Source organism: Citrobacter sp. Cc139 (assembly GCF_030334645.1).
Classification (GTDB): Bacteria; Pseudomonadota; Gammaproteobacteria; order Enterobacterales; family Enterobacteriaceae; genus Citrobacter; species Citrobacter werkmanii.
This window is the reverse complement of the sequence record NZ_JAOWDM010000091.1, coordinates 1-26,692: the sequence shown is the minus strand read 5'-3', so window position 1 is coordinate 26,692 and position 26,692 is coordinate 1. Positions and strand designations below refer to the sequence as shown.

Annotated in this window: 24 protein-coding genes; 14 read left to right on the top strand and 10 right to left on the bottom strand. The window is 52.5% G+C overall.

What is annotated here, in order from left to right:
- Positions 1-82 precede the first annotated feature (82 nt).
- On the top strand, positions 83-964 hold the full coding sequence (gene yieE / locus OGV69_RS18260) for a DNA-binding transcriptional regulator YeiE (RefSeq protein ID WP_069323445.1): 882 nt from the start codon (positions 83-85) through the stop codon (positions 962-964).
- Positions 965-1,159: 195 nt separating this feature from the next.
- Complete coding sequence (gene lysP, locus OGV69_RS18255; RefSeq protein ID WP_038642000.1) at positions 1,160-2,629, top strand: lysine-specific permease; 1,470 nt, start codon at positions 1,160-1,162, stop codon at positions 2,627-2,629.
- Positions 2,630-2,691: 62 nt separating this feature from the next.
- On the opposite strand, the gene OGV69_RS18250 is transcribed toward lysP, so the two are convergent.
- Together OGV69_RS18250 and fghA are read right to left on the bottom strand one after the other, a co-directional pair.
- Positions 2,692-4,677: a ligand-gated channel protein gene (locus OGV69_RS18250; RefSeq protein WP_069323447.1), complete on the bottom strand. Its 1,986-nt coding sequence runs from the start codon at positions 4,675-4,677 to the stop codon at positions 2,692-2,694.
- A gap of 278 nt (positions 4,678-4,955) precedes the next feature.
- Positions 4,956-5,792, bottom strand: a complete 837-nt coding sequence (gene fghA / locus OGV69_RS18245; protein ID WP_069323448.1) for an S-formylglutathione hydrolase — start codon at positions 5,790-5,792, stop codon at positions 4,956-4,958.
- Positions 5,793-6,111: 319 nt separating this feature from the next.
- Here fghA and folE point away from each other — a divergent pair, with 319 nt between their 5' ends.
- The 6 genes from folE to mglC all read left to right on the top strand — a co-directional run bounded on the left by folE (position 6,112) and on the right by mglC (position 13,030).
- Positions 6,112-6,780 (top strand): GTP cyclohydrolase I FolE, encoded by a 669-nt coding sequence (folE, locus tag OGV69_RS18240; RefSeq protein ID WP_003027410.1) that lies wholly within the window; start codon positions 6,112-6,114, stop codon positions 6,778-6,780.
- A gap of 14 nt (positions 6,781-6,794) precedes the next feature.
- The gene (gene yeiB, locus OGV69_RS18235) at positions 6,795-7,952 is read left to right on the top strand and encodes a DUF418 domain-containing protein YeiB (protein WP_069323449.1); all 1,158 of its coding nucleotides are present in this window, start codon (positions 6,795-6,797) and stop codon (positions 7,950-7,952) included.
- A gap of 144 nt (positions 7,953-8,096) precedes the next feature.
- Positions 8,097-9,122 (top strand): HTH-type transcriptional regulator GalS, encoded by a 1,026-nt coding sequence (gene galS / locus OGV69_RS18230; protein ID WP_038641992.1) that lies wholly within the window; start codon positions 8,097-8,099, stop codon positions 9,120-9,122.
- A gap of 292 nt (positions 9,123-9,414) precedes the next feature.
- On the top strand, positions 9,415-10,413 hold the full coding sequence (gene mglB, locus OGV69_RS18225; RefSeq protein ID WP_006683804.1) for a galactose/glucose ABC transporter substrate-binding protein MglB: 999 nt from the start codon (positions 9,415-9,417) through the stop codon (positions 10,411-10,413).
- A gap of 70 nt (positions 10,414-10,483) precedes the next feature.
- Positions 10,484-12,004, top strand: a complete 1,521-nt coding sequence (gene mglA, locus OGV69_RS18220) for a galactose/methyl galactoside ABC transporter ATP-binding protein MglA (protein WP_005129207.1) — start codon at positions 10,484-10,486, stop codon at positions 12,002-12,004.
- 15 nt (positions 12,005-12,019) lie between these two features.
- A complete protein-coding gene (gene mglC, locus OGV69_RS18215) occupies positions 12,020-13,030 on the top strand; it encodes a galactose/methyl galactoside ABC transporter permease MglC (RefSeq protein ID WP_006683806.1) in 1,011 nt (336 codons plus the stop codon).
- A gap of 57 nt (positions 13,031-13,087) precedes the next feature.
- Here the strand turns inward: mglC and preA are convergent, their stop codons facing one another.
- The 8 genes from preA to OGV69_RS18175 form a co-directional block, all read right to left on the bottom strand.
- Positions 13,088-14,323: an NAD-dependent dihydropyrimidine dehydrogenase subunit PreA gene (preA, locus tag OGV69_RS18210; RefSeq protein ID WP_069323450.1), complete on the bottom strand. Its 1,236-nt coding sequence runs from the start codon at positions 14,321-14,323 to the stop codon at positions 13,088-13,090.
- Entirely contained in the window at positions 14,317-15,558 is a 1,242-nt protein-coding gene (locus tag OGV69_RS18205; protein ID WP_069323451.1) for an NAD(P)-dependent oxidoreductase, read from the bottom strand. The genes preA and OGV69_RS18205 overlap by 7 nt, the downstream gene beginning before the upstream one ends.
- Positions 15,559-15,791: 233 nt before the next feature.
- Positions 15,792-16,031, bottom strand: a complete 240-nt coding sequence (locus OGV69_RS18200) for a DUF2542 family protein (RefSeq protein WP_038641982.1) — start codon at positions 16,029-16,031, stop codon at positions 15,792-15,794.
- Positions 16,032-16,033: 2 nt separating this feature from the next.
- Positions 16,034-16,753 carry an outer membrane permeability protein SanA gene (gene sanA, locus OGV69_RS18195; RefSeq protein WP_038641981.1) on the bottom strand — a complete coding sequence of 240 codons (720 nt, stop codon included), beginning with the start codon at positions 16,751-16,753 and terminating at the stop codon, positions 16,034-16,036.
- A 135-nt stretch (positions 16,754-16,888) separates the two neighbouring features.
- Complete coding sequence (gene cdd / locus OGV69_RS18190) at positions 16,889-17,773, bottom strand: cytidine deaminase (RefSeq protein ID WP_038641979.1); 885 nt, start codon at positions 17,771-17,773, stop codon at positions 16,889-16,891.
- 148 nt (positions 17,774-17,921) lie between these two features.
- Positions 17,922-18,617, bottom strand: coding sequence for a CidB/LrgB family autolysis modulator (locus OGV69_RS18185; RefSeq protein WP_038641977.1), 696 nt, complete (start codon positions 18,615-18,617; stop codon positions 17,922-17,924).
- Positions 18,614-19,012, bottom strand: a complete 399-nt coding sequence (locus OGV69_RS18180) for a CidA/LrgA family protein (protein ID WP_038641975.1) — start codon at positions 19,010-19,012, stop codon at positions 18,614-18,616. The genes OGV69_RS18185 and OGV69_RS18180 overlap by 4 nt, the downstream gene beginning before the upstream one ends.
- A 122-nt stretch (positions 19,013-19,134) precedes the next feature.
- On the bottom strand, positions 19,135-20,043 hold the full coding sequence (locus OGV69_RS18175) for a LysR substrate-binding domain-containing protein (RefSeq protein WP_042307328.1): 909 nt from the start codon (positions 20,041-20,043) through the stop codon (positions 19,135-19,137).
- Between the two features lie 126 nt (positions 20,044-20,169).
- Here OGV69_RS18175 and mhbT point away from each other — a divergent pair, with 126 nt between their 5' ends.
- From mhbT to dusC, 6 genes are all read left to right on the top strand, one after another.
- The gene (gene mhbT / locus OGV69_RS18170; protein ID WP_038641973.1) at positions 20,170-21,528 is read left to right on the top strand and encodes a 3-hydroxybenzoate transporter MhbT; all 1,359 of its coding nucleotides are present in this window, start codon (positions 20,170-20,172) and stop codon (positions 21,526-21,528) included.
- Positions 21,529-21,539: 11 nt separating this feature from the next.
- A complete protein-coding gene (gene gtdA, locus OGV69_RS18165) occupies positions 21,540-22,577 on the top strand; it encodes a gentisate 1,2-dioxygenase (protein ID WP_038641971.1) in 1,038 nt (345 codons plus the stop codon).
- Positions 22,578-22,592: 15 nt separating this feature from the next.
- Positions 22,593-23,294, top strand: a complete 702-nt coding sequence (locus OGV69_RS18160) for a fumarylacetoacetate hydrolase family protein (RefSeq protein WP_038641969.1) — start codon at positions 22,593-22,595, stop codon at positions 23,292-23,294.
- A gap of 8 nt (positions 23,295-23,302) precedes the next feature.
- Positions 23,303-23,947 (top strand): maleylacetoacetate isomerase, encoded by a 645-nt coding sequence (gene maiA, locus OGV69_RS18155; RefSeq protein WP_069323452.1) that lies wholly within the window; start codon positions 23,303-23,305, stop codon positions 23,945-23,947.
- A gap of 14 nt (positions 23,948-23,961) precedes the next feature.
- A complete protein-coding gene (locus OGV69_RS18150; RefSeq protein ID WP_069323453.1) occupies positions 23,962-25,155 on the top strand; it encodes a 3-hydroxybenzoate 6-monooxygenase in 1,194 nt (397 codons plus the stop codon).
- Positions 25,156-25,216: 61 nt separating this feature from the next.
- Entirely contained in the window at positions 25,217-26,167 is a 951-nt protein-coding gene (gene dusC / locus OGV69_RS18145) for a tRNA dihydrouridine(16) synthase DusC (protein WP_069323454.1), read from the top strand.
- Positions 26,168-26,692: the final 525 nt, after the last annotated feature.

The following is a 26,692-nucleotide window of genomic DNA, read 5'->3' as shown; positions in this document are numbered from 1 at the left end:
CCCGGGGATGCTCTCTCTTGCCGCCTTCCTGCAACTCGAATTATTTAGGGTATAAGTAACGGATATCCGGTGGAAAACGACTATGCATATCACCCTGCGACAACTTGAAGTGTTTGCTGAGGTACTGAAAAGCGGCTCGACGACTCAGGCATCTGTCATGCTGGCATTGTCGCAGTCGGCGGTGAGTGCGGCGCTTACCGATCTGGAAGGGCAGCTTGGCGTACAGCTCTTCGACCGCGTTGGCAAGCGGCTGGTGGTCAATGAGCACGGGCGCTTGCTCTACCCGCGCGCGCTGGCGTTACTTGAGCAAACGATAGAAATCGAACAGCTTTTTCGTGAGGATAATGGCGCGATTCGCGTCTATGCCAGCAGCACCATTGGCAATTACATTTTGCCCGCCATGATCGCCCGCTATCGCCAGGATTTTCCCGATTTACCGCTGGAGCTAAGCGTGGGTAACAGCCAGGATGTGATCAATGCTGTTCTGGATTTTCGGGTAGATATTGGGCTGATCGAAGGACCTTGTCACAGCACAGAAATTATCTCTGAACCATGGCTGGAGGACGAACTGGTGGTGTTTGCCGCCCCATCTTCGCCGCTGACAAAAGGTCCCGTGACGCTGGATCAACTGGCTGCTTCGCCGTGGATTTTACGTGAGCGAGGCTCCGGTACGCGTGAACTGGTAGATTATCTGTTGTTATCGCATCTGCCGAGATTCCAGATGGCGATGGAGTTGGGTAACTCCGAGGCCATTAAGCATGCGGTCCGCCATGGGCTCGGTATCAGCTGTTTGTCGCGTCGGGTCATTGCAGAACAGTTACAGGCGGGTACGCTGAGTGAAGTCCCTGTGCCGCTGCCGCGTTTAGTTCGCACGCTCTGGCGCGTTCATCATCGACAAAAGCATCTCTCTAATGCCATTACGCGCTTTTTACATTACAGCGATCAGGTTGCGCAGGGCGAATAAGGCACTCACTGGCGTAATAGCACCTCTATGCATAACGGCGGTTTCGTCTTAACCGCCATGCTCCGCCCATTTTCTGCTTTACTTATAATCCGCGGCCAGTCATGAAGGTCTCTTATAACAGCGCATTTGTGCCGGAAGAAAGCCCTTTCGTCTGCTACAATCGCGCCTCATTTTTTGGATGGATAGCATTTTCACATGGTTTCCGAAACTAAAACCACAGAAGCGCCCACGCTACGTCGTGAACTGAAGGCGCGTCACCTGACGATGATTGCCATCGGAGGCTCCATCGGTACAGGTCTTTTTGTTGCATCTGGTGCAACTATTTCTGCGGCGGGTCCTGGCGGCGCGTTGTTCTCGTATATTCTGATTGGTCTGATGGTGTACTTCCTGATGACCAGTCTCGGTGAACTGGCAGCCTTCATGCCGGTTTCCGGTTCGTTCTCCACCTACGGTCAGAACTATGTAGAAGAAGGCTTCGGCTTCGCGCTGGGCTGGAATTACTGGTACAACTGGGCGGTGACAATTGCCGTTGACCTGGTAGCCGCACAGTTGGTAATGAGCTGGTGGTTCCCGGACACGCCAGGCTGGATCTGGAGTGCGCTGTTCCTCGGCGTTATCTTCCTGCTGAACTACATTTCCGTGCGCGGGTTTGGCGAAGCGGAGTACTGGTTCTCACTGATCAAAGTGACCACCGTGATTATCTTTATCGTGGTTGGCGTAATGATGATCTTCGGTATCTTCAAAGGCGCTCAGCCGGTGGGCTGGAGCAACTGGACGACCGGTGATGCGCCGTTTGCCGGTGGTTTTGCCGCGATGATTGGCGTGGCGATGATTGTCGGCTTCTCCTTCCAGGGAACTGAGCTTATTGGTATCGCGGCAGGTGAATCAGAAGATCCTGAGAAGAATATTCCACGCGCGGTGCGTCAGGTGTTCTGGCGAATCCTGCTGTTCTATGTGTTCGCGATTTTGATTATTAGCCTGATCATTCCGTACACCGATCCAAGCCTGCTGCGTAACGATGTGAAAGACATCAGCGTTAGCCCGTTCACGCTGGTATTCCAGCACGCGGGTCTGCTGTCTGCGGCGGCGGTAATGAACGCGGTTATCCTGACGGCGGTACTGTCTGCGGGTAACTCCGGGATGTATGCCTCAACGCGTATGCTTTACACCCTGGCCTGCGACGGTAAAGCGCCGCGTATCTTCGCCAAACTGTCTCGTGGTGGTGTGCCGCGTAACGCACTGTATGCAACTACGGTGGTGGCGGGGCTGTGCTTCCTGACCTCAATGTTTGGCAACCAGACCGTATACCTGTGGCTGCTGAATACTTCCGGGATGACGGGCTTTATCGCCTGGTTAGGGATTGCTATCAGCCATTATCGTTTCCGTCGTGGTTATGTGCTGCAGGGGCATGATGTGCAGGATCTGCCGTATCGTTCTGGCTTCTTCCCGCTGGGGCCGATCTTTGCCTTTGTGCTGTGCCTGATCATCACTCTGGGTCAGAACTACGAAGCGTTCCTGAAGGACAGTATTGACTGGGGCGGCGTGATGGCAACCTATATCGGTATTCCACTGTTCCTGATTATCTGGTTTGGTTACAAGCTGACGAAAGGCACTCATTTCGTTCGCTATAGCGAAATGAAATTCCCTGGACGCGTGAAGAAATAACCGTATAAAAAGCATAAAAAACCCCGGCATGATGAGTGCCGGGGTTTTTTATTGCGCCAGACTTAGAAGCTGTAAGTCAGGCCAACCGTGTAACGACGGCCATCAAGAACGGTGTCGTAGGTGTCATAATCGATTTGCTTATCCAGCACGTTATACACGCCGGCGGTCATCAGCAGATCCTTGGTAGCATAGTAGCGTAAACCAACATCGACCTGCGTATACGATGGCGTACCCTGTGCCATGGAGGTACGGCTCAGGTACTCAGACGTTTTCCCGCGCAGATTCAGACGACTCCAGAAACCGAGATCCTGCGTTGCCTGCCAGTCCAGGGTGGTGTTAAACATATGCTTTGGCATTTTGTTTAATGGCTGACCGGAGAACTGACCGCTTTTCTGCTCAGATTCCGTATAGGTGTAGTTCGCCGTCCAGTTGACGTCGGAGGTGATTTTCCAGCCGAAGGTGGATTCTACGCCGCGCATATTGGCTTTATCGACGTTCACACGATCGCTGACGAAATCATAATGGGTGCCACCGATGGTGCAGGCCGGGTCGGAACTACTGTTACAGCGACGCACTTCGGTAATTTTGTTTTTGAAGTCGGTATTGAACAGCGTCACGCCCGCGTTGAGGTCGTTGCCGTTATCCCACAGTAACCCGATCTCTTCGCTCAGGCTTTTCTCTGGCTTCAGATCCGGGTTGCCGACAATGATCCCGCTCAGACGGCCGCCGCCGGTGACCTGTCCCCAACTTGCAGAAGACTGACGCAGATCCGGTGCGCGATAGCCTGCGGATACGCCACCTTTCAAGGTCCATTGATCGCTCAGATGCCAGACGCCGTAACCGCGTGGTGTCCAGTTGTCGCCGTAGTTTTCATCTTTATCCATACGCAGACCGCCTGTCAGCGCGAAGGTATCGGTAATAGCCCATTCATCTTCAGCAAACAGCGCCCAGCTCCAGCGGGTCAGTTTGTTCAGCCCATCGGCAGCTTGCAACTGATTGCCGTTATCGCGCAGTTTCTCATAACGGTACTGTCCACCCACTGTCAGGGTGTGCGCCCCGAGGAAAATCTGGTTCTGATTGTTAAAGATGGTGTTGTAGGACTTCATCTGGCGACCAGGGTTGTCGGTCTCTTCCTGCTGGATATAGCTGGTGGAGTTGAAGTCGTCGTAATAGCCGCTATGGGTGAGTGAATATGTGGTGTGCACATACTTGCTTTCGCTTTTACTGTTGGGCTTACAGCTTCCGTTGCGGCAGATTTCTTCAGCCCTGGATTTGCCCGGCGTACTGTCACGATCCTGCAGTTCACGTGCGTAATCGAAGTCGATGTCGTTTTTATCATCCGGCGTGAAGTTCAGGGTTAAACCCCCGTTACGCATACGCTGTTCATTGTAGCCATTGAGGATTTCATCTTCGGCACGATGAGAGAATAATCCGGTCACCTTCGCACCGAGTAACCCGTCAATCAGCGGCCCGGACGCATAGGCATTCGTCTGGTAAATATCACCGGAATCCCTGTCTTCCTGGAAAGTGGCATCGCCATGTAAGGAGCCGGTCCAGGCTTTGGTATTCGACACTTTTTTGGTGATGACGTTGATAACGCCACCCATCGCATCAGAGCCGTAAAGCGATGACATTGGCCCACGGATAACTTCGATGCGCTCGATGGATTCCAGCGGCGGTAACCAGCCTTGTTCAATCCCTGAGTTATCGCTGTTAGGTCGTGTGCTGCGTGTGCTGATGCGTTTGCCGTTGACCAGGAACAACGTGTATTGCGAAGCCATACCGCGAATACTGATATCGCTGCTGCTGCCGCCACCGGTGACGACGACGCCAGGGACATCTTTTAGCGCATCGGTGACATCGCGATAGGCTTTGTCTTCAATTTGCTGCTTGGTAATAACAGATATCGACGCGGGGGCGTCCTGAATTTTCTGCTCGAAGCCGGTAGCGGTGACGACGACGGTGTCCTGTTCAGCGGCATGGCCGAGTGATGGGAGACTGGCGACGCATACTGCGGCAGCTACAGCCTTAACGTGAGGTATAGTCATTTGTATCATTCCATTTAAATGAATCAAACTGCGCGTCATGTGAAAGGCCATGACAATTGTATGTATTTGTCTTTTAAGGACTCTTTTCAGTAAAGAAGCGAATGGATTGTACAAAAGTATGAATTTTTGTAAACACAAATGATAATCGAAATCATTTGTGTTTGACATGGTTTGAGGGGAAATTATTATTAAATCAATAAGATAAGTGAAAAAGAAAAATGGAGAAAAAGTGAAGGGATGATGGCGAAATGAAGAGGGCTTTCGCCCTCACTCAGGCGTTACTTCAGTAAATATTGCGCATGGAAGCGCAGGTGATCCTCAATAAACGACGCAATAAAGTAATAGCTGTGATCGTAACCCGGCTGGATGCGTAACGTCATCGGCCATGCGGTCTGACGTGCCGTTTCGGCCAGTACCGCGGGCTGCAACTGATCGGCAAGAAACTGATCGTTGTCCCCTTGATCGATAAGCGTCGGAATCGCATCTTCGGGCCTGCTGGTCAACATTAACGCGCAGCTATCCCATTCGGCCCACAGCGATTTATCTTCACCCAGATAAGTGCTAAAAGCCTTCTCGCCCCACGGAACACGGCAAGGGTTAACGATGGGGGCAAAAGCGGAGATGCTGGTGTATTTCCCCGGATTTTTCAGCGCCATAATCAACGCCCCGTGACCACCCATGGAATGTCCGCTGATGGCGCAACGATCGCTGACGTTAAACTGCGACTGGATCAGTGCCGGAAGCTCATCACGCAGATAGTCATACATGCGAAAATGGCTTGCCCACGGTTGCTGGGTGGCATTGAGGTAAAACCCAGCCCCCTGGCCTAAATCGTAGCCATCATCGTTGGCTACTTGATCGCCGCGTGGACTGGTATCCGGCATCACCAGCACAATACCCAGCTCAGCCGCCACACGTTGCGCACCCGCTTTGGTGGTGAAGTTTTCGTCATTGCAGGTCAGGCCCGACAACCAGTACAGCACCGGAGGCGGGGTATTCTCACGAGGCGGGGGAAGAAAGATGCTGAAAGTCATAGCGCAATTTAACGTGGCGGAGTCGTGACGCCAGCGTTGCTGCCAGCCTTCAAAACAGCGGTGCTCTTCAAGCATTTCCATGCGTGGCTCCTTGTTGTGTTGAACCTGAATATGTTTGCGAATTCATCATAATACAGATTATTCATTGCACTGTGAGTAACTTTCACTTCCGCATTGGGCAAACATACTTCATCATCTATATAACTTTACATTAACACTCAACATCGCCGGGCTGAACGCTACGTGAATTTGGTACGCTGAAAGGCTGTGCCAATTTCAATAATTATCGCGGTGAATACTGGATTATGTGCGCCGCCTCACGCACAATGTTCTGGCTGACACAGCCTAAAAACTTTGCCCCATGCAGGGCAGAGGCGCCACACCTGCAGGAGAAAAAGAAATGTCATCACTCAGTAAAGAAGCGGCTTTGGTTCATGAAGCGCTGGTCGCGCGTGGTCTCGAAACACCACTACGCCCGCCTGTGCAGGAGATGGATAACGAAACGCGCAAACGTCTTATCTCGGGCCATATGACCGAGATTATGCAATTGCTCAATCTCGATTTGAGCGATGACAGTTTGATGGAAACTCCGCATCGCATTGCGAAAATGTATGTCGATGAGATTTTCTCCGGTCTCGATTACGCCAACTTCCCGAAAATCACCGTCATTGAAAACAAAATGAAGGTGGACGAGATGGTTACGGTCCGCGATATCACGCTGACCAGCACCTGCGAGCATCACTTTGTCACTATCGATGGTAAAGCGACGGTGGCGTATATCCCGAAAGATTCAGTCATTGGCCTGTCGAAGATCAACCGCATTGTGCAGTTCTTCGCGCAGCGTCCGCAGGTGCAGGAACGTCTGACCCAGCAAATTCTCACCGCGCTGCAAACGCTGCTTGGGACGAATAATGTTGCGGTGTCGATTGATGCGGTGCATTACTGCGTGAAAGCGCGCGGTATTCGCGATGCGACCAGCGCGACCACCACCACTTCTCTGGGTGGATTGTTTAAGTCCAGCCAGAACACGCGTCAGGAATTCCTGCGCGCAGTACGTCATCACAACTGATTAGGGCAGGGGCCATGGAGCGTAATGTCACGCTGGATTTTATTCGTGGCGTCGCCATTCTTGGCATCCTGCTTCTCAATATTAACGCCTTTGGCCTGCCAAAGGCGGCATATCTCAATCCCGCCTGGTATGGCAATATCACCTTATCCGACGCCTGGAGCTGGGCGGTGCTTGATCTCTTCGCACAGGTCAAGTTTCTCACGCTGTTTGCATTACTGTTTGGGGCAGGGCTGCAAATGCTGCTCCCGCGCGGCAAACGCTGGATCCAGTCGCGGCTTACGTTACTGGTGCTGTTGGGTTTTATTCACGGTTTACTCTTCTGGGACGGCGATATCCTGTTGGCGTATGGCTTAATTGGTCTGATTTGCTGGCGGTTGATTCGCGATGCCCCTTCGGTAAAAAGCCTGTTTAACACCGGCGTCCTGCTTTATCTGGTGGGGATTGGCGTACTGTTGCTGCTGGGCGTTATCTCCGGCGGGGAAACCAGTCGGGCCTGGACGCCGGATGCCTCAGCTTTGCTATATGAAAAATACTGGAAAGTGAATGGCGGTCTGGAAGCGGTCAGCAATCGCGTGGATATGATGTCCAATAGCTTGCTGGCACTGGGCGCGCAGTACGGCTGGCAACTGGCTGGGATGATGCTGCTTGGCGCAGCATTAATGCGCAGCGGCTGGCTGAAAGGGCAGTACAGTTTGCAGCATTATCGACGTACCGGCGTACTGTTGGTCGTTATTGGGATGGCGATTAACCTGCCTGCTATTATCATTCAGTGGCATTTGGAGTGGGCCTACCGTTGGTGTGCTTTCCTGTTACAAGCTCCGCGCGAGCTGGGCGCGCCGTTGCAGACTATCGGCTACGCCGCCCTGATGTTTGGCTTCTGGCCACAGCTGAGCCGCTTAAAGTGGGTGATTGCCATCGCCTGCGTGGGACGTATGGCGTTAACTAACTATCTGTTGCAAACCTTAATTTGCACCACGCTGTTTTATCAATTCGGCTTGTTTATGAAATTCGATCGGCTGGAGCTGCTCTGTTTCGTCATTCCTGTCTGGGCCGTTAATCTTCTGCTCTCCGTCATTTGGCTGCGTTTTTACCGGCAGGGCCCGGTAGAGTGGCTGTGGCGTCAATTAACCCTGCGTGCTTCAGGGACATCATTACCACGTACATCCAGATAACGATCTGGATCACATTCATTAACAAAATGGATGTAAGCGCTTTCATTCCTGTGACATCACTCACGCAGTCCGTTTCATTGTGCTGACAAAATACCCAGCCTGGGGTGTCTGTGGCTAACCGCAATCTAAAACAGGGCAGTGAATATGGTAACCATCCGTGATGTGGCACGACAGTCTGGCGTATCTGTAGCGACCGTTTCCCGCGTACTGAACAACAGTGCGCTGGTGAGTCCCGACACGCGTGAAGCGGTGATGAAAGCAGTCACTCAGTTAGGCTATCGACCTAACGCCAATGCGCAGGCGCTGGCGACACAGGTAAGTGACACCATTGGTGTGGTGGTGATGGATGTGTCAGATGCATTTTTTGGCGCGCTGGTTAAAGCTGTCGATATGGTTGCCCAGCAGCATCAGAAATATGTCCTGATTGGCAATAGCTATCATGAGGCTGAAAAAGAACGCCATGCTATCGAGGTTTTGATTCGCCAACGCTGTAACGCTCTGATTGTTCACTCTAAAGCGCTCAGCGATCGGGAACTGGCAGAGTTTATGGATCAGATCCCCGGCATGGTGCTGATCAATCGCCTTGTTCCGGGTTACGCCCACCGTTGCGTCTGCCTGGATAATATCAGCGGCGCCAAAATGGCGACCCGCATGCTGCTGAATAATGGTCATCAACGCATTGGTTACCTGGCATCAAGCCACCGTATTGAAGATGATGCGATGCGCAAAGAAGGGTGGTTATCGGCCCTGAAAGAACAAGGAATTGATGCGGCGGAAAGCTGGATCGGTACCGGTTCGCCCGATATGCAGGGCGGAGAGTCTGCCATGGTGGAGCTGCTGGGGCGCAATTTGCAACTGACGGCGGTCTTCGCCTACAACGACAACATGGCAGCGGGCGCACTGACCGCGTTAAAAGACAACGGCATCGCCATCCCATTACATCTTTCTATCATTGGCTTTGATGATATTCCCATTGCGCGTTACACCGATCCGCAACTGACAACCGTACGCTATCCCATCGCCTCAATGGCAAAAATGGCGACGGAGCTTGCGCTGCAAGGCGCGGCGGGCACGTTAGATCCTGCGGCGTCGCATTGCTTTATGCCGACACTGGTGCGTCGTCATTCTGTGGCATTGCGGCAGAATGCGGCACCGATCACTAACTCATAAAGTCGAACTATGTAACCGCTTTCAATATGTGAGTAAATTCACAGTATATTAACAATGCGATAGCTATGATGACACTGTTTGTTGCGCTGTAACTACTATGTAACGGTGAATAATCACTTTCATCGAGGTATTGGTGCCTTAAACAAAAATTAAAGCCAGTTTTTGGAGCGTTGCCAGGCACGGAAGAATTATTTTTAAAAGTGAGCTTCGGCGTTCAGTAACACTTCAGTAACGTTCTGCCTGCCGAGCATTTATCTCAAGTACTACCCTGCATAATAAAACCGGAGATACCATGAATAAGAAGGTGTTGACCCTGTCTGCTGTAATGGCAAGCATGTTATTCGGCGCGGCTGCGCACGCTGCTGATACCCGCATTGGTGTGACGATTTATAAGTACGACGATAACTTTATGTCTGTGGTACGTAAGGCTATTGAAAAAGATGCCAAAGCGGCGCCTGACGTACAGTTGCTGATGAATGACTCGCAGAACGATCAGTCCAAACAAAACGACCAGATCGACGTATTGCTGGCAAAAGGCGTTAAAGCACTGGCGATTAACCTGGTTGACCCGGCAGCTGCAGGCACGGTAATTGAAAAAGCACGCGGTCAGAACGTCCCGATCGTGTTCTTCAACAAAGAACCTTCTCGTAAAGCGCTGGACAGCTATGACAAAGCGTATTACGTCGGTACTGACTCTAAAGAGTCTGGCATTATTCAGGGTGACTTGATTGCTAAACACTGGGCTGCTAACCCGAACTGGGATCTGAATAAAGACGGTAAAATCCAGTTTGTTCTGCTGAAAGGCGAACCGGGACACCCGGATGCTGAAGCACGTACCACTTACGTGATCAAAGAGCTGAACGACAAGGGCATTAAAACTGAGCAACTGCAGTTAGATACCGCGATGTGGGATACCGCTCAGGCGAAAGATAAGATGGATGCGTGGATGTCCGGTCCGAACGCTAACAAAATTGAAGTGGTTATCGCCAACAACGATGCGATGGCGATGGGCGCAGTTGAAGCACTGAAAGCGCACAACAAAACCAGCGTACCGGTGTTTGGCGTGGATGCGCTGCCTGAAGCGCTGGCCCTGGTGAAATCCGGCGCCATGGCCGGTACCGTGCTGAACGATGCCAACAACCAGGCGAAAGCGACCTTCGATTTGGCGAAAAACCTGGCTGATGGCAAAGGCGCAGCAGACGGCACGAACTGGAAAATTGACAACAAAATTGTTCGCGTTCCGTACGTCGGTGTCGATAAAGATAATCTGGCTGAGTTCACTAATAAATAAATCTCCGTCTATGGGCGCAATGTCATTGCGCCCTTAATAACGCGCTTTGCAAGGCCAACAAGGTATATTTATGGTCAGCACACATACTCAGTCGTCAGGCGAATACTTGTTGGAAATGACCGGCATTAACAAGTCTTTCCCCGGCGTTAAGGCTCTTGATAACGTTAATTTAAAGGTCCGCCCGCATTCAATTCACGCCTTAATGGGCGAGAACGGCGCGGGGAAATCCACATTATTGAAATGTCTTTTCGGCATCTATCAAAAAGATTCCGGTAGTATTTTATTTCAGGGTAAAGAAATCGATTTTCATTCGGCGAAAGAAGCGCTTGAAAATGGTATTTCGATGGTCCACCAGGAATTAAACCTGGTATTACAACGTTCCGTGATGGATAACATGTGGTTGGGGCGCTATCCCACCAAAGGTATGTTTGTCGATCAGGAAAAAATGTACCGTGATACCAAAGCGATATTTGATGAGCTGGATATTGATATCGATCCGCGGGCGCGCGTCGGTACATTATCCGTTTCACAAATGCAGATGATCGAAATTGCGAAAGCCTTCTCCTACGATGCCAAAATCGTCATCATGGATGAGCCGACGTCATCGTTAACCGAGAAAGAAGTTAATCATCTGTTCACCATTATTCGTAAGCTGAAAGAGCGTGGATGCGGTATTGTTTATATTTCTCACAAAATGGAAGAAATTTTCCAGCTGTGTGATGAAATTACCGTGCTGCGCGACGGGCAGTGGATCGCAACCCAGCCGCTGGAAGGGCTGGATATGGACAAGATCATCGCCATGATGGTTGGACGTTCGCTGAACCAACGTTTTCCCGATAAAGAAAACAAGCCTGGTGAAGTGATACTGCAAGTGCGTAACCTGACCTCATTGCGTCAGCCGTCGATTCGTGATGTCTCGTTTGATTTACACAAAGGGGAAATCCTCGGGATTGCCGGTCTGGTAGGCGCAAAACGCACTGATATCGTTGAAACGCTTTTTGGTATTCGTGAGAAATCATCGGGTACGATTACGTTACACGGCAAAAAAATTAATAACCACAGCGCCAATGAAGCCATCAACCATGGCTTTGCACTGGTCACGGAAGAGCGCCGCTCAACCGGTATTTATGCGTATCTGGACATTGGTTTTAACTCGTTAATCTCCAATATCCAAAACTATAAAAATAAAGTCGGTCTGCTGGATAATTCCCGCATGAAGAGTGATACCCAGTGGGTGATTGACTCTATGAGGGTGAAAACGCCGGGCCATCGTACGCAAATCGGTTCACTTTCCGGAGGGAATCAGCAAAAGGTGGTTATTGGCCGTTGGCTATTAACGCAGCCAGAAATCCTGATGCTGGATGAACCAACACGTGGTATCGATGTCGGCGCAAAATTTGAAATTTATCAGTTGATAGCCGAACTCGCGAAAAAAGATAAGGGGATTATTATTATTTCCTCTGAAATGCCGGAGCTGCTGGGTATTACCGATCGTATTCTGGTGATGAGCAATGGTCTCGTTGCCGGAATTGTTGACACTAAAACGACAACGCAAAACGAAATCCTCCGTCTTGCGTCTTTGCACCTTTAAGATTAGGGGCTCCTCATGAGTGCGTTAAATAAGAAAAGTTTTCTTACTTATCTGAAAGAAGGCGGAATATACGTTGTTCTTTTGGTTTTGCTGGCAATTATTATTTTCCAGGATCCCACTTTCTTAAGTTTACTCAACCTGAGTAATATTCTGACGCAATCCTCAGTGCGTATTATTATCGCATTGGGTGTTGCCGGACTGATTGTGACGCAAGGGACAGACCTGTCGGCAGGGCGTCAGGTTGGTCTGGCGGCAGTGGTGGCGGCAACCTTACTGCAATCGATGGATAACGCCAACAAGGTATTCCCGGAAATGGCGACGATGCCGATCATCGTGGTGGTACTGATTGTTTGCGTCATCGGCGCGATTATCGGTCTGGTGAACGGTATCATCATCGCGTATCTGAACGTGACGCCGTTTATTACCACCTTGGGTACGATGATCATCGTCTACGGGATCAACTCCCTGTACTATGATTTTGTCGGCGCATCGCCAATTTCTGGCTTTGACAGCGGATTCTCTACCTTTGCGCAGGGCTTTATCGCGCTGGGCAGTTTCCGACTCTCTTATATCACCTTCTATGCGCTGATTGCCGTGGCCTTTGTGTGGGTGCTGTGGAACAAGACCCGCTTCGGTAAAAACATTTTTGCTATCGGCGGTAACCCAGAGGCGGCGAAAGTGTCTGGCGTGAACGTCGCGCTGAACCTGCTGATTATCTATGCGTTGTCTGGTGTGTTCTATGCCTTCGGTGGTTTGCTGGAAGCGGGACGTATCGGCTCGGCGACCAACAACCTCGGTTTTATGTATGAGCTGGATGCGATTGCGGCGTGCGTGGTTGGCGGCGTCTCGTTTAGCGGTGGGGTAGGAACCGTCTTCGGCGTGGTGACAGGTGTGATTATCTTTACCGTCATCAACTACGGGCTGACTTACATCGGCGTTAACCCATACTGGCAGTACATTATTAAGGGCGGCATCATCATCTTCGCGGTGGCGCTGGACTCCCTGAAGTACGCGCGTAAGAAGTAACGATAAAACGCCAACAGGCCGGTGCAGCGCAATCTGCATCGGCCTTTTTTGTCCGCGTTATAATGTTAGCGCGTGCTCTTTCTCTCCGGGTTTAAATTTTACTTCACCCAGGTCGATACAGGCGACCGGGCAAACGTGGCCGCACAGCAAGCATCCCACACATTTTTCCGTGTCGCAGTGTGGGGTTCGGGTTTCCTCATTCCATTCCATCGCCTGATGCCCGCCGTCATAACAGGAAATGTAGCAGCGACCACACCCCACGCATTTATCGAGATGGATGTTTGGGTAGACGATGTAGCTACGGTCAAGATCTTCAGCGGGGATGATATTGGCATTGGCAAGGCCCACCATCTCCTCCAGTGAGTCAAATCCTTGATCGGCGAGGTAATGTGACAGCCCGCTGGTCATGTCCTCCACTATCCGATAACCATACTGCATTATCCCGGTGGTCACCTGCAGCGTGGCCGCGCCTAACAGTAAAAACTCGGCGGCATCTTCCCAGTTTTCTATACCCCCGATGCCGCTAATCGGGAAATCGCGCAGTTCAGGGTGCATGCGCAGTTGCTGAATAAATCGCAGGGCGATAGGTTTAACGGCCTTGCCGGAGTAGCCGGAAATACTGGATTTACCGTTGACGACCGGCATCCCAATTTTCCGGTTCAGATCGATATTGGTAATGGATTTAACCGTATTGATGGTTGCGATACCGTCGGCGCCACCGCGTTTTGCCGCCAGCGCAACCTCACACATATCACCGATATTCGGTGTCATTTTAGCCAGCATCGGCAGGGTAGAGCCGCGTTTAACTGCCCGACAATATTTTTCGACCAGCTCAGGGCTTTGCCCAACATCGCTACCCATGGCATGTGAGGTCATTTGCGGGCAAGAGAAGTTGCATTCGATCATGTCTGCACCTGCCTCTTCGACCAGCCGTGCCAGCTCCTGCCACTGCTGTTCATTTTCCCCCATGATCGATGCAATCAGAACTTTATCCGGGTAGTCCTGTTTCAGCCGGCGAATAGCGGCCAGATTTTCCTCCAGCGGGTGCTCGGCAATTTGCTCCATATTTTTGAAGCCAACAAAGCCGGTATCTTCTTTGGTCAGATGGTCAAAGCGTGGAGAGACTTCATTTGCAATAAAGAAACCAATGGTTTTAAAAACAATACCGCCCCAGCCGGTGTCATAGGCTTTGGCGCACATGTCATAGCAGTTGCCCACCGGAGAAGAAGAGAGGCAGAACGGGTTGGGGAATTTGACGCCGCAAAAAGTAATAGAAAGATCTTTCGTTAACATGAGCAAGCTCCCTCTAAGTAGTGATGAATGGCCTGAGCGGCTTCTTTTCCGGTTTTCACGGCGTAAACCACCGTTTTATCGCCTTTTACAATATCGCCCGCGGCAAACAAAGCGGGATCGGCGGTTTGATAATTATCCGTATCGATAAGATTGCGCTGTGGCTTTAACGCGGCGAAATTTTCAAGTTGAGCATGTTGACCAACGGCGAGAATAATATGTTCAGCTTCAAGCGTCAGTTCTCCCGGCAGGCGTACGTGTTTAAAAGTAACCCGGTTTCCGCTAACCGCCACAGGCGTGAAACCGTCAATAATCGATACCCCTAACGCTTGTGTGCTGCTGAACTCTTTATCGCTGGCTGGGAAATCGGCCAGTTCTTCACGGGCGACACAGGTAACTGACGGGCAGCCCAGCAGTTTCAGCGTGCTGGCGACATCCATCGCGACATCGCCGCCGCCGATGATCAATGCGCTTTGCGCGACGGTAATATCGCCGCTGGTTTGCCGGGCTCGTTGCAGAAAATCGACGGCAATTTCAACGTGATTGGCCTTCTCGAACAGCGGTAACGTTGAACCGTAAGACATCCCTACGGTAACCAGTACGGCGCGGTATTCTGTTTTGAGTTGCTCAACGGAAAGGGCGGTGCCGACTTCACAATTGCATTTGAGGGTTACGCCCATTTCAACGATACGAGCAATTTCGTTATCTAAAACAGCATGCGGCAGACGAAACTCTGGAATGCCATAGCGTAACCAGCCGCCAGGTTGGGCCTGCTTTTCATAGATAGTGACGTCATAGCCCAGATTGCTCAGCGTTACGCTGGCTTGTAATCCTGCCGGGCCTGCGCCAATGATGGCGATCTTGCCCCGTGTTTTTGTGGCGGGTTGATAAATTTTCATTGCGGTCTGCTGCTCAAAGTCGGTAATAAAGCGTTGCAGACGTGCAATATCAATCGGCTTATCAATACCTGAGCGTGTACACCCGCGTTGGCATAACTTTTCGGTTGGGCATACCCGGGCGCATACTGCCCCAAGTGCATTATTTTCACGAATAGTTTCGGCTGCACCCTTAAAATTACGAAAATAAATGGAGCGAATAAATTTTCCCGGGTCAGTTTGCGCCGGACAATCCTGGCTACAGGGGGCATCGTGACATAATAAACAGCGAGAAGCCTCTTTTATGGCTAATAATGGCGTAAAAGCAGGCGTGAGCTCATCCAGATAATTTTGTTGTGGCATATTTTCTTCCTTAATGCGTGAGTAAATTAAGGCAAACCGTTAATAACAAAATATAAAAATCGAAAGGCTATTCTTAAGGCTAAGCACTGCAGGAAGAGTATTCTGTGAAAGGATTCACAAATAGAAGAGTGTTGGCGGGAAATGCTGGCGGGCAGCATTAATCCCTTAATTTGAAATGGTAACCGTTATCATAATATTAGCTATTCTCAAACGCTAATATAAAAATAATATCTTTATCGATAGAAAATTAAGTAAATAACCATACCGAAGGATAAACATCCGCATCCGGCATAAACCAACACATAGGACCAAAATTGCAGGGGCTCTTGATGGCGATAAGCGTATACCGGTTCGCGCGTATTCTTCTTAATTTTATCTACGGCCCCGGTGCGCCAGCCTTTCCAGGCCTCACGGAAACAAAACACAGGAATGAGCAGAAAGGCCAACACGACAAAGAGGGTTTGTACATCCATGCTTATTTTCCTTGTTTCTTTTGTAATTCGAGTAATTGTTCAGGCGTAACCGCCGGATACCCCTGCGCATCGTCGGGTACCTGATGCATGGTAGGGATGGGCACCAGTGGGCCTAAAAAACGGGGTTCACGTTTAAAAATATAGAGATCGGCGAGTGCGCCAAAACGCGCGCCGAATTCGCGTACCCGCACGGTAAGCATATCTTTTGGTGAAGGCACCGCATAGCACTGGGCCTGAATGCCCATATGCAGCGCAATAAACAAGGCGCGTTCACAGTGGAATCGCTGAGTAATAATGATGAAATCGTTGGTATCGAATACCTTACGGGTACGCACGATGGAGTCGAGCGTACGGAACCCGGCGTAATCAAGCACAATGTCAGCCGGATCGACGCCTGCGGCAATCAGATCCTTACGCATCGTCATGGGTTCATTATAGCTTTGCTGCGCGTTGTCGCCGCTCAGCAACAGATAGTTTACCTTCCCGCTGTTATAGGCGTTCAAGGCGCCCTGAATACGGTAGCGGTAATACTGGTTGATAACGCCGGTTCGATAGTATTTTGCCGTACCCAGGACCACACCGACCTGGCGGTAGGGTAAATCCTGTAATTCGTCGTAGATATAGGGGGCAGTCTTCCAGCTCATCCATCTGTCGAGTCCAAGCACAGTCAACAGCAGCAGGCCTGACAGGACTAACAGGCTGTAAAACACGCGCTTTAACATGCAGAAAACTCGTTATTTGGGTGGAATTTCAATCAGGCTACTGTACCGGAAGACGTAGCGCAAGAAACAGCAGTCTGATTGAGGGGATTTTAGTCACTGTTACCCGGTTAGCGCAGCGCCACCGGGCTTTATGAGTTAACTGAGCAGCACGCGCTCAATATTGTTGCAGCCCAGCGCGTGCAGGGTGGCGGAGGTCGCATCCCACTGGATTAACGGCGCATCGGCTTTTTCTGCCAGCACCGCGCGTTGAATGTCCGGATAGTCGTAACCGTTCAGACTCAACAGGTTTAACGCGCCTTGCAGCGGTGGGAGAGTGGGATTAAAGGCGGCGTTTTCAGCATAGCTGCCACTGAAAATTCGCCCGTCTTTACACTCGAGCGCCACGCCGCTTGGCGATTTGCTGTACGGCATATGGCATCTGTTGGCGGCGGTAATTGCCGCCTGGGTCAGGGCGTCGCCCTGCAGCGCGAAGCCGTGATCCTGGTCGTCCATCAGTAGCGTTTTGATGTCGAGATCTTTTGGCCCGAACGCGTCCGGGAGATAGTCGCGCAGTGCGTGTGGTTCGCGCCCAGGCAGGTGAATGCGTAAATCCAACCCGCTGTTCAGTTCGTTCATAAACTGGCGGCAGTGGCCGCAAGGGGTGTAGTTTACGGTGATGGCGGCGAGGCCTTTTTCTCCGCGCAGCCAGGCGTGGCTGATGGCGCTTTGCTCGGCATGAACGGTTTGCTGCATTGTTGCGCCCAGGAACTCCATGTTGCCACCGAAGTACCAGGTGCCGCTAATGCCGCGAGAGATCGCGCCCACGTTGAAGTTGGAAAGCGGGGTACGTGCGCAGGCCGCAGCCAGCGGCAGCAGAGCGAATGCCAGCGCGTCTTCGTCCAGTCCCGATTCGCGTTTCAGCAAAGAGACCTGCTCAGCAGTCAGCATGGCGGGGAAATGCGTATCCGCCAGAACAGGGGCCAGGGCTGATTGCAAGTTATCCGCGAGTTGGGCAAAAGCAGTTTGAAAACGTGGATGCATGGCGATGCCTCATAACAATGTAATGGAATCGTAGTTTACGGGCCTGTTACGGCTTTATATGTGATCCAAATCTCATTGTGTGTGCAACTTATGAAACTTAAATGAAAAATGTGCAACGCATCGCAAATAAATAACCAAAAAGTGAAGGTTAGCCGACCACTGCCAGAATAACCGGGAACAGGAACGGGGCGACCAACGAGGTGATAATGCCGCAAATGACCAGCGCCAGAGAGCTAAACGCGCCTTCCTGATAATCCAGTTCTGCGCAACGCGCGGTTCCCAGGGCGTGCGAAGCGGTACCCATTGCCAGTCCTCGCGCGGCCTTCGTGCGAATGCGCATAGCATTCAGTAAAGTATGACCAAATACCGCCCCGAGAATGCCGACGAAAATGACGCACACCGCGCTGATGGCCGGAATACCACCAATACTTCCTCCTACCGCCATAGCGATAGGTGTGGTGACCGATTTCGGCATGATTGACGCGGCAATTTCCGGTGAGGCGCCCATCAACAGGGCGATTGTTGTGCCGGTAACCATCGCCACGACGCTCCCCGCAAAACAGATAGCGATTATCGATTTCCAGCGCGCGCGAATTTGGTGCAGCTGTTCGTATAACGGATAGGCCAGCGCGACCACGGCAGGTTGCAGTAAATCGTTCAGCACCTCGCTGCCTTTGAAATAGTGATCGTAGGGAATTCCGGTCAGCATCAGAATGGGAATAATCACCACCATCGCGACCAGCAGCGGATTCAGCAGCGGCATTTTAAAGCGTGCTGCTAGCTTACGTGCGCCAAAGAACACCGCGAGAGTTAAGGGCAACGACCACCAGATATATGTCATCATTCTTTCGAACCTTTTTGGCCAACAATTTTGCGTTCACCGTGTACAAGATGCGAGCTCCAGCTCACCACGAGGAAAACAACCAGCGTACTGATGGTGCATGACACCACCACCGGGCCAAATTGTGCGCGGAGCAAATCAAAGTACTGCATGATCCCCACGCCAATCGGGACAAATAACAGGGCCATATAGCGAATCAGGACATAACAGCCGGGATTAACCCATTTTGCCGGTAATACCTGCAATGCCAGTAAGACAAACAGAATCAGCATGCCAATGATGCTGCCCGGAATCGTGATCGGCAGCAGCGAAGCGATAAAAATACCTGCATAGAGGCAGGCATAGATCAGGACGAATGCGCGCAAATATTGCCAGATAATGTTCAGTGATTTGCTCATAATTGAAACCCTTGACGAGACTGATTCATCATACAATTAAACTTCAAAACGTGCTACCGATCACATCATGAATTCTAAGCATAGAGGAAATAGACATCCGGAACATTGCGCACATGACCGCGCTAAACCTGTGCCAGGTAATACAAAAAACGATTCAGGGCGGTGGTGGGCGTTTCATTGTTGCGCCAGAATACGCCTACGCTGCCTTTTTGTTCAATCTTCGGCAGATTCAGGATAGCCAGTTGTCCCTGGGCGGCATAACGCTGCGCCAGACGCAGAGAAAGAATAGAAACCATGTCGCTACTTTGCAGCAGGTTGGTGCTGACGTTTATCGACGCTGATTCAATGGTGTTTTCCGGCAGCATTACGCCATTATCGACCAGCGCGTTGTCAATGCTAATGCGAATGGGGGTGCCTGTCGGCCAGACAATCCAGCGCCAGTTAGCCAGATCGTTCCAGGTGAGCAGGGGATATTTTGCCAGCGGATGATCGGGGCGGGCGACAAAACAGACCGGCTCGGTATAGAGCACCTGGTAATTAAGCGGCAGCTGAAGCGCCCGGCCGCCAACGCGACCGACGACGACATCCACTGAACCCGCCAGCAGATCGTGCAGTAACGGGGTCATCACTTTCTCTTCAATATTGAGATGCAGAGTGGGTAGCTCCGTAAGCAAGCCCAGTATTGCCTGTGAAACGCAGTCGGTCGCCACCGGCGAGCAGCCAATCTTCAGACTTCCCACCAGACCGCCTTGCTTGAAACGGGCAATTTCGTACTGCGAACGCTCCATATCATTGATCAGGCGTTGAGCATGTTGCAGCAACAGCTTGCCGCCTTCAGAGGGGCGTAAGCCTTTGCTATGTCGTTCAAAGAGCGTGATGCCAATCTCATCTTCGAGCTGTGATAACCATTTGGACAAGGCAGGCTGGGTGATATTCATCATTCGGGCGACGTGAGTCAAATTTCCCTGTTCCCCTAGCGCGACCAGCGTTTGCAGGTGGTGCAACTTCAGTTTCTGTGCCCAGTTAGCCATTTGCTATAACCTCCAGGTTATGCCTCTGCATGAAAAGCCATTGTACATTTCATCTCCAAACATACAAAGTCGCAACATACCTAAAACAAAACAGACATCTACTCTACCTGCACTGAGGCATTCACTATGACTCAACAACGTGATCTACAAGCACTAATAGATTCCGCCCCCGTCGGTAAGACGCAGTGGCGCGTGATTATTTGCTGTTTTTTGGTCGTCATGCTCGACGGTTTTGATACCGCGGCGATTGGTTTTATCGCACCCGATATACGCACTCACTGGCAATTGACCGCTGGGGATCTGGCGCCGCTTTTTGGCGCAGGACTGCTGGGGCTAACTGCTGGCGCGTTGCTCTGCGGCCCGCTGTCCGATCGTTTTGGCCGTAAACGGGTGATTGAGCTTTGCGTGGCGCTGTTTGGCGCGCTGAGTCTGATCTCTGCTTTTTCGCCCGATCTGCAAACGCTGGTTATTTTGCGTTTCCTTACCGGGTTAGGTCTGGGCGGCGCGATGCCTAATACCATCACCATGACGTCGGAATACCTGCCTGCCCGTCGGCGTGGCGCATTGGTCACCATGATGTTCTGCGGCTTCACTCTCGGATCGGCTATGGGCGGCATCGTCAGCGCTCAACTGGTGCCGGTTGTTGGTTGGCACGGCATTCTGGTGCTGGGAGGCGTTTTGCCGCTCATGCTGTTTGTCGCCCTGCTGTTTGCGCTACCGGAATCCCCGCGCTGGCAGGTTCGTCGCCAGCTACCGCAAAACGTAATTGCCAGAACTGTCAGCGCTATTACCCGGGAACGTTATGACGATACCCATTTTTATCTCAACGAAGGGTCAGCGATTGCCAAAGGCAGTATCCGCCAGCTGTTCGTCGGGCGACAGTTGCCCATTACCCTGATGTTATGGGTGGTGTTCTTTATGAGCCTGCTGATTATTTATCTGCTCTCCAGTTGGATGCCAACGTTGCTTAACCATCGAGGAATCGACCTGCAACATGCCTCCTGGGTGACTGCGGCCTTCCAGATTGGCGGTACGTTAGGCGCGCTGGCGCTGGGCGTACTGATGGATAAATACAATCCTTTCCGCGTGCTGGCGGTGAGCTATGCGCTGGGGGCGGTATGTATCGTCATGATTGGCCTGAGCGAAAACGGCCTGTGGCTGATGGCGTTGGCGATTTTTGGCACCGGCATCGGGATTAGCGGTTCTCAGGTGGGTCTCAATGCGTTAACCGCCACCCTTTATCCGACGCAAAGCCGGGCGACGGGCGTCAGCTGGTCTAATGCCATTGGCCGCTGCGGCGCGATTGTCGGTTCGCTTTCCGGCGGTGTGATGATGGCGATGAATTTCTCATTCGATAACCTGTTTTTCATTATTGCCGTTCCGGCGGCCATCAGCGCGGTGATGCTTACGCTGCTGACGGTTGTTGTTCGCCAGTCGGCCTCTGTCCCTGACGCCTTGCCACGCGCAGGCATCGTGAATGAATAAGGAGAATCCCTATGTCTGAACTGAATCAGGATGTTAAGAACAGCCGTCAGCAGTTTTACCAGCATATTTCCGGGCAGAATCTGACCCCGCTGTGGGAGTCGTTGCACCGTCTGGTGCCGTCAACGCCGAACGCGAATTGCGCGCCTGCGTACTGGAACTATCAGGAGATCCGTCCGCTACTGCTGGAAAGCGGCGATCTGATTGGCGCGAAAGAGGCGATTCGCCGCGTGCTGGTGCTGGAAAACCCAATGCTGCGCGGACAGTCTTCCATCACCCCGACGCTGTACGCGGGATTACAGTTGATTATGCCGGGCGAGGTTGCGCCGAGCCACCGCCATAATCAGTCTGCGCTGCGCTTTATTGTCGAAGGGAAAGGGGCATTTACCGCCGTCGATGGCGAGCGCACCCAGATGCATGAAGGCGATTTTATTCTGACGCCGCAATGGCGCTGGCACGATCACGGCAACCCAGGTAGCGAACCGGTAGTGTGGCTGGACGGTCTGGATCTGCCGCTGGTGAATCTGCTGGGCTGCGGCTTTGCGGAAGACTACCCGGAAGATCAGCAGCCGGTCACGCGCAAGGAAGGGGATTATTTACCGCGCTATGCGGCCAACATGCTGCCGCTGCGTCATCAGAAGGGTAACTCATCGCCCATTTTCAACTATCGCTACGATCGTAGCCGTGAAGCACTGCATGACCTGACCCGCATGGGTGAAGCCGACGAGTGGGATGGTTACAAGATGCGCTACGTGAACCCCGTAACCGGCGGTTATCCCATGCCGTCAATGGGGACCTTCCTGCAATTGTTGCCGAAGGGCTTTTCTTCACGGATGGCGCGTACCACTGACAGCACTATCTACCATGTGGTGGAAGGAAGCGGGCGGGTCACCATCGGCAACGAAACCTTCAACTTTTCGCCAAAAGACATCTTCGTGGTACCGACCTGGCACGGTGTGTCGTTCCAGGCCAGCGAAGATGCCGTCTTATTCAGTTTTTCGGACAGACCGGTTCAGGAAGCGCTGGGGTTGTTCCGTGAAGCACGCTATTAATTTGGGAGAGAGAAAATGACGCAATACGTATTCGAACCACAAGCGCCTGTTACCGTTCCGGTGGTTGGTAGTGATGAACAATTTCCCGTGCGCCGCGTTTACTGTGTGGGGCGCAACTATGCTGCACATGCGCGTGAAATGGGCTTTGACCCGGATCGCGAACCGCCGTTCTTCTTCTGTAAACCGGCCGACGCGGTGGTTCCGGTGGCGGCTGGTCAAACTCTTGAACTGCCGTACCCGTCGCAGACCGATAACTATCACTACGAGATAGAGCTGGTGGTGGCGATTGGTAAAAAGGGCAGCGATATACCGCTGGAAAAAGCGCACGAATATATCTGGGGCTATGCCACCGGTCTGGATATGACCCGTCGTGACAGGCAGATGGAGATGCGCCAGATGGGGCGTCCGTGGGAAATCGGCAAAGCGTTTGATCTCTCTGCGCCCATCGCGCCGCTGCATAAAGCCAGTGAAATCGCTGATGTTAACAATGCGCCTATCTGGCTGCAGGTTAACGGCGACGATCATCAGCGGAGCGATATTCGCCACCTTATCTGGTCTGTGAATGAAACCATCAGCTATCTGTCCGGATTTTTCGAACTGCAGCCGGGCGATCTGATCTACACCGGTACGCCGGAAGGCGTGGGGGCGGTAGTGAAAGGGGATGTGATCACCGGCAACGTAGACGGTTTAACCCCCATCGCCGTGAAGATTGTCTGAGGTGGATGATGAAGTTGTACAGTTTCTTTAATAGCTCCGCGTCATATCGCGTGCGTATTGCGCTGGCGCTGAAAGGGCTCGATTACCAGACGGTGGGCGTCAACATTCGCATCGGTCAGCAGAACGAGCTGGCCTACCGGCGGATGAATCCGGTGGGGCTGGTGCCGACGCTGGTGACCGACGACGGAGAATCGCTTGGACAATCGCTGGCGATAATCGACTGGCTGGATAGCCACTTTCCGCAGTCGCCGCTGCTGCCTGCTGACTTCCCGATGCGCAGTCGGGTGCTGGAAATTGTTTATGCCATCGCTTGTGATATCCACCCCGTGAATAATCTGCGGGTACTGCGCTACCTGAGCGACGAATTAAAGATCAGTGAAGAGGATAAAAAACGCTGGTATGCGCACTGGATCCAGCAAGGGTTAAGCGCAGTGGAACAGATGCTGCGCCAGAGTCATTCGGGGGCGTTCTGCGTGGGTGATGCGCCGACGCTGGCGGATTGCTGCCTGATCCCGCAATGGGCGAACGCGCTACGTATGGGCTGCGATTTGAGCGCATATCCACGCTGTAAGGCGGTCTATGATGCCTGTACCCAGCTTCCGGCGTTTATCGCCGCCGCGCCCGAGAATCAACAAGATAAAATTCCGGCCTGATAAGGAGAACGACAATGGCTAAAGTGACACGCGCAATTATCGTGGGTGGTGGGATTGGCGGCGCGGCGACCGCGTTATCGCTGGCCCGTCAGGGAATCAAAGTGATGTTGCTGGAGAAAGCGCATGAGATTGGCGAAATCGGCGCGGGCATTCAGCTCGGGCCAAACGCGTTCTCTGCTCTCGACAGCCTTGGCGTGGGAGAGGTTGCCCGCCAGCGCGCCGTTTTTACCGATCATATCACCATGATGGATGCGGTAAATGCGCAGGAAGTCGTGCGTATTGAAACCGGACAGGCGTTCCGCGATCACTTTGGCGGTCCTTATGCGGTTATCCATCGGGTGGATATTCATGCTTCTGTGTGGGAAGCGGCGCTGGTTCATCCCAACGTTGAGTATCGCACTTCAACTAACGTGGTTGATATTCGCCAGACCGAGAATGACGTGACGGTATTTGACGAGCATGGTAACAGCTGGACGGCAGATATTTTGGTCGGCTGTGACGGTGTGAAGTCGGTTGTCCGTCAGTCTCTGATTGGCGATGCGCCACGCGTGACCGGGCACGTGGTCTACCGCGCTGTGATTGATTGCGATGATATGCCGGAAGATTTGCGCATTAACGCGCCGGTGCTGTGGGCCGGACCGCACTGTCACCTGGTGCACTATCCGCTGCGCGGCGGCAAACAATACAATCTGGTGGTGACCTTTCATAGTCGTCAGCAGGAAGAGTGGGGCGTGAAGGATGGCAGTAAAGAGGAGGTGCTCTCCTATTTTGCCGGTATTCATCCACGTCCGCGCCAGATGCTGGATAAACCGACATCATGGCGGCGCTGGTCCACCGCTGACCGCGAGCCGGTCGAGAAATGGGGTACCGACTGCATTACGCTGGTGGGTGATGCCGCGCACCCGGTGGCGCAATATATGGCGCAGGGAGCCTGTATGGCGTTGGAAGATGCCGTCACGCTTGGTAAGGCGTTACAGCAGTGTGACGGCGATGCGGCTGATGCCTTTGCCCTGTATGAGTCGGTGCGCATTCCGCGTACGGCGCGGATTGTCTGGTCGACGCGCGAAATGGGCCGCGTTTATCACGCCGCGGGCGTCGAGCGCCAGGTGCGTAATCTGCTGTGGAAAGGTAAATCACAGGCGGAGTTTTATCGGGGTATGGAGTGGCTGTACGGCTGGAAAGAAGATAACTGTCTGTTGCCGCGCTGAGCCTCTTTAATCTCCCGAACGGAGGCGCTACCATAGCGCCTCTTTTTTTGCGGGTGACGATATGCGTGTTTTACTGGCGCCGATGGAAGGCGTGCTCGATTCCCTGGTGCGCGAGCTGCTGACTGAAGTGAATGATTACGATCTGTGCATCACCGAGTTTGTGCGCGTGGTGGATCAGCTCCTGCCGGCAAAAGTATTTCACCGGCTCTGCCCGGAACTGCATAATAACAGCCGCACGCCATCCGGCACGCGGGTGCGCATACAGCTGTTGGGCCAGTACCCGCAGTGGCTGGCGGAGAACGCGGCCCGCGCGGTCGAACTGGGATCGTACGGTGTCGATCTGAACTGCGGCTGTCCGTCGAAGCTGGTCAACGGCAGCGGCGGTGGCGCGACGTTATTGAAAGATCCTGAGCTCATCTACCGCGGCGCAAAAGCCATGCGCGAGGCGGTGCCGGACCCTCTCCCGGTGACGGTGAAAGTACGCCTGGGCTGGGACAACAGCGACCGGCAGTTTGAAATTGCCGATGCCGTCCAGCAGGCTGGCGCCAGCGAACTGGTGGTGCATGGCCGTACCAAAGAGCAGGGCTATAAGGCCGAGCATATTAACTGGCAGGCGATTGGTGAAATTCGCCAGCGACTTACCATTCCGGTTATCGCAAATGGTGAAATCTGGGACTGGCAGAGCGCCCAGGATTGTATGGCCATCAGCGGATGCGATGCGGTGATGATCGGTCGTGGTGCGTTAAATATCCCGAATCTGAGTCGTGTGGTGAAGTACAACGAGCCGCGTATGCCGTGGCCTGACGTCGTGATGCTGCTGCAAAAATATACCCGTCTCGAAAAGCAGGGTGACACGGGGTTGTATCATGTGGCGCGTATTAAGCAGTGGTTAGGGTATTTGCGTAAAGAATATTCAGAAGCCACGGCGTTGTTTCAGGAGATTCGCGCGTTAAACAATTCGCCGGATATCGCTCGGGCGATTCAGGCCATCGATATAGCTAAATTGTATTAACAAATGAACCAGCCACCGTAGTAGAAGTTCTTGTCAATTAAGAATTATTGAGAACATGTGATTCTTGCTCAGGGTTCCGTTCACCTCAGTGGTGTCATTTCTCTGAAGCGCTGATGCCCGTGAACGTGCAAGGGAGGCTCACTGCCGCCTCCCTTGCAACCCAGGCTCCCGGCGGGAAAATCGTCGCTGCGCGAGTTATTCGTCTTATTCCGTCTGCCTGTCGGGTCGGGGCCGAGCCTGCATCCATGCAGGCCGTCCCCTCTGCCCGCATCCCTGCGGGCAGACCCGGTCAGCCGTCAACGCCTCATCGATTTTCAGCCGGACCGGGGTCATCGCTTCAACTCTCTGATTTCCAGTTAAATCTGTTTCGCTGTTCAAATAAAAGTGCAGGAGGTCAGGTGTGGGCAGGTCCGGCTGAAAATTGCCGACGTGTTTCCGTAAGGCTGGGAGAGCCAGCATGGATGCTGGCTCAGGGCGCGCTTTGCAAGGACGCTACCTCGCGCCCGGCCCGGTAGCCTGGAGGAA

Excerpts from the sequence above, each read along its gene's own strand:
- yieE (WP_069323445.1), top strand. The coding sequence starts at position 83 with ATGCATATCACCCTGCGACAACTTGAAGTGTTTGCTGAGGTACTGAAA.
- lysP (WP_038642000.1), top strand. The coding sequence starts at position 1,160 with ATGGTTTCCGAAACTAAAACCACAGAAGCGCCCACGCTACGTCGTGAA.
- OGV69_RS18250 (WP_069323447.1), bottom strand. The coding sequence starts at position 4,677 with ATGACTATACCTCACGTTAAGGCTGTAGCTGCCGCAGTATGCGTCGCC.
- fghA (WP_069323448.1), bottom strand. The coding sequence starts at position 5,792 with ATGGAAATGCTTGAAGAGCACCGCTGTTTTGAAGGCTGGCAGCAACGC.
- folE (WP_003027410.1), top strand. The coding sequence starts at position 6,112 with ATGTCATCACTCAGTAAAGAAGCGGCTTTGGTTCATGAAGCGCTGGTC.
- yeiB (WP_069323449.1), top strand. The coding sequence starts at position 6,795 with ATGGAGCGTAATGTCACGCTGGATTTTATTCGTGGCGTCGCCATTCTT.
- galS (WP_038641992.1), top strand. The coding sequence starts at position 8,097 with ATGGTAACCATCCGTGATGTGGCACGACAGTCTGGCGTATCTGTAGCG.
- mglB (WP_006683804.1), top strand. The coding sequence starts at position 9,415 with ATGAATAAGAAGGTGTTGACCCTGTCTGCTGTAATGGCAAGCATGTTA.
- mglA (WP_005129207.1), top strand. The coding sequence starts at position 10,484 with ATGGTCAGCACACATACTCAGTCGTCAGGCGAATACTTGTTGGAAATG.
- mglC (WP_006683806.1), top strand. The coding sequence starts at position 12,020 with ATGAGTGCGTTAAATAAGAAAAGTTTTCTTACTTATCTGAAAGAAGGC.
- preA (WP_069323450.1), bottom strand. The coding sequence starts at position 14,323 with ATGTTAACGAAAGATCTTTCTATTACTTTTTGCGGCGTCAAATTCCCC.
- OGV69_RS18205 (WP_069323451.1), bottom strand. The coding sequence starts at position 15,558 with ATGCCACAACAAAATTATCTGGATGAGCTCACGCCTGCTTTTACGCCA.
- OGV69_RS18200 (WP_038641982.1), bottom strand. The coding sequence starts at position 16,031 with ATGGATGTACAAACCCTCTTTGTCGTGTTGGCCTTTCTGCTCATTCCT.
- sanA (WP_038641981.1), bottom strand. The coding sequence starts at position 16,753 with ATGTTAAAGCGCGTGTTTTACAGCCTGTTAGTCCTGTCAGGCCTGCTG.
- cdd (WP_038641979.1), bottom strand. The coding sequence starts at position 17,773 with ATGCATCCACGTTTTCAAACTGCTTTTGCCCAACTCGCGGATAACTTG.
- OGV69_RS18185 (WP_038641977.1), bottom strand. The coding sequence starts at position 18,617 with ATGATGACATATATCTGGTGGTCGTTGCCCTTAACTCTCGCGGTGTTC.
- OGV69_RS18180 (WP_038641975.1), bottom strand. The coding sequence starts at position 19,012 with ATGAGCAAATCACTGAACATTATCTGGCAATATTTGCGCGCATTCGTC.
- OGV69_RS18175 (WP_042307328.1), bottom strand. The coding sequence starts at position 20,043 with ATGGCTAACTGGGCACAGAAACTGAAGTTGCACCACCTGCAAACGCTG.
- mhbT (WP_038641973.1), top strand. The coding sequence starts at position 20,170 with ATGACTCAACAACGTGATCTACAAGCACTAATAGATTCCGCCCCCGTC.
- gtdA (WP_038641971.1), top strand. The coding sequence starts at position 21,540 with ATGTCTGAACTGAATCAGGATGTTAAGAACAGCCGTCAGCAGTTTTAC.
- OGV69_RS18160 (WP_038641969.1), top strand. The coding sequence starts at position 22,593 with ATGACGCAATACGTATTCGAACCACAAGCGCCTGTTACCGTTCCGGTG.
- maiA (WP_069323452.1), top strand. The coding sequence starts at position 23,303 with ATGAAGTTGTACAGTTTCTTTAATAGCTCCGCGTCATATCGCGTGCGT.
- OGV69_RS18150 (WP_069323453.1), top strand. The coding sequence starts at position 23,962 with ATGGCTAAAGTGACACGCGCAATTATCGTGGGTGGTGGGATTGGCGGC.
- dusC (WP_069323454.1), top strand. The coding sequence starts at position 25,217 with ATGCGTGTTTTACTGGCGCCGATGGAAGGCGTGCTCGATTCCCTGGTG.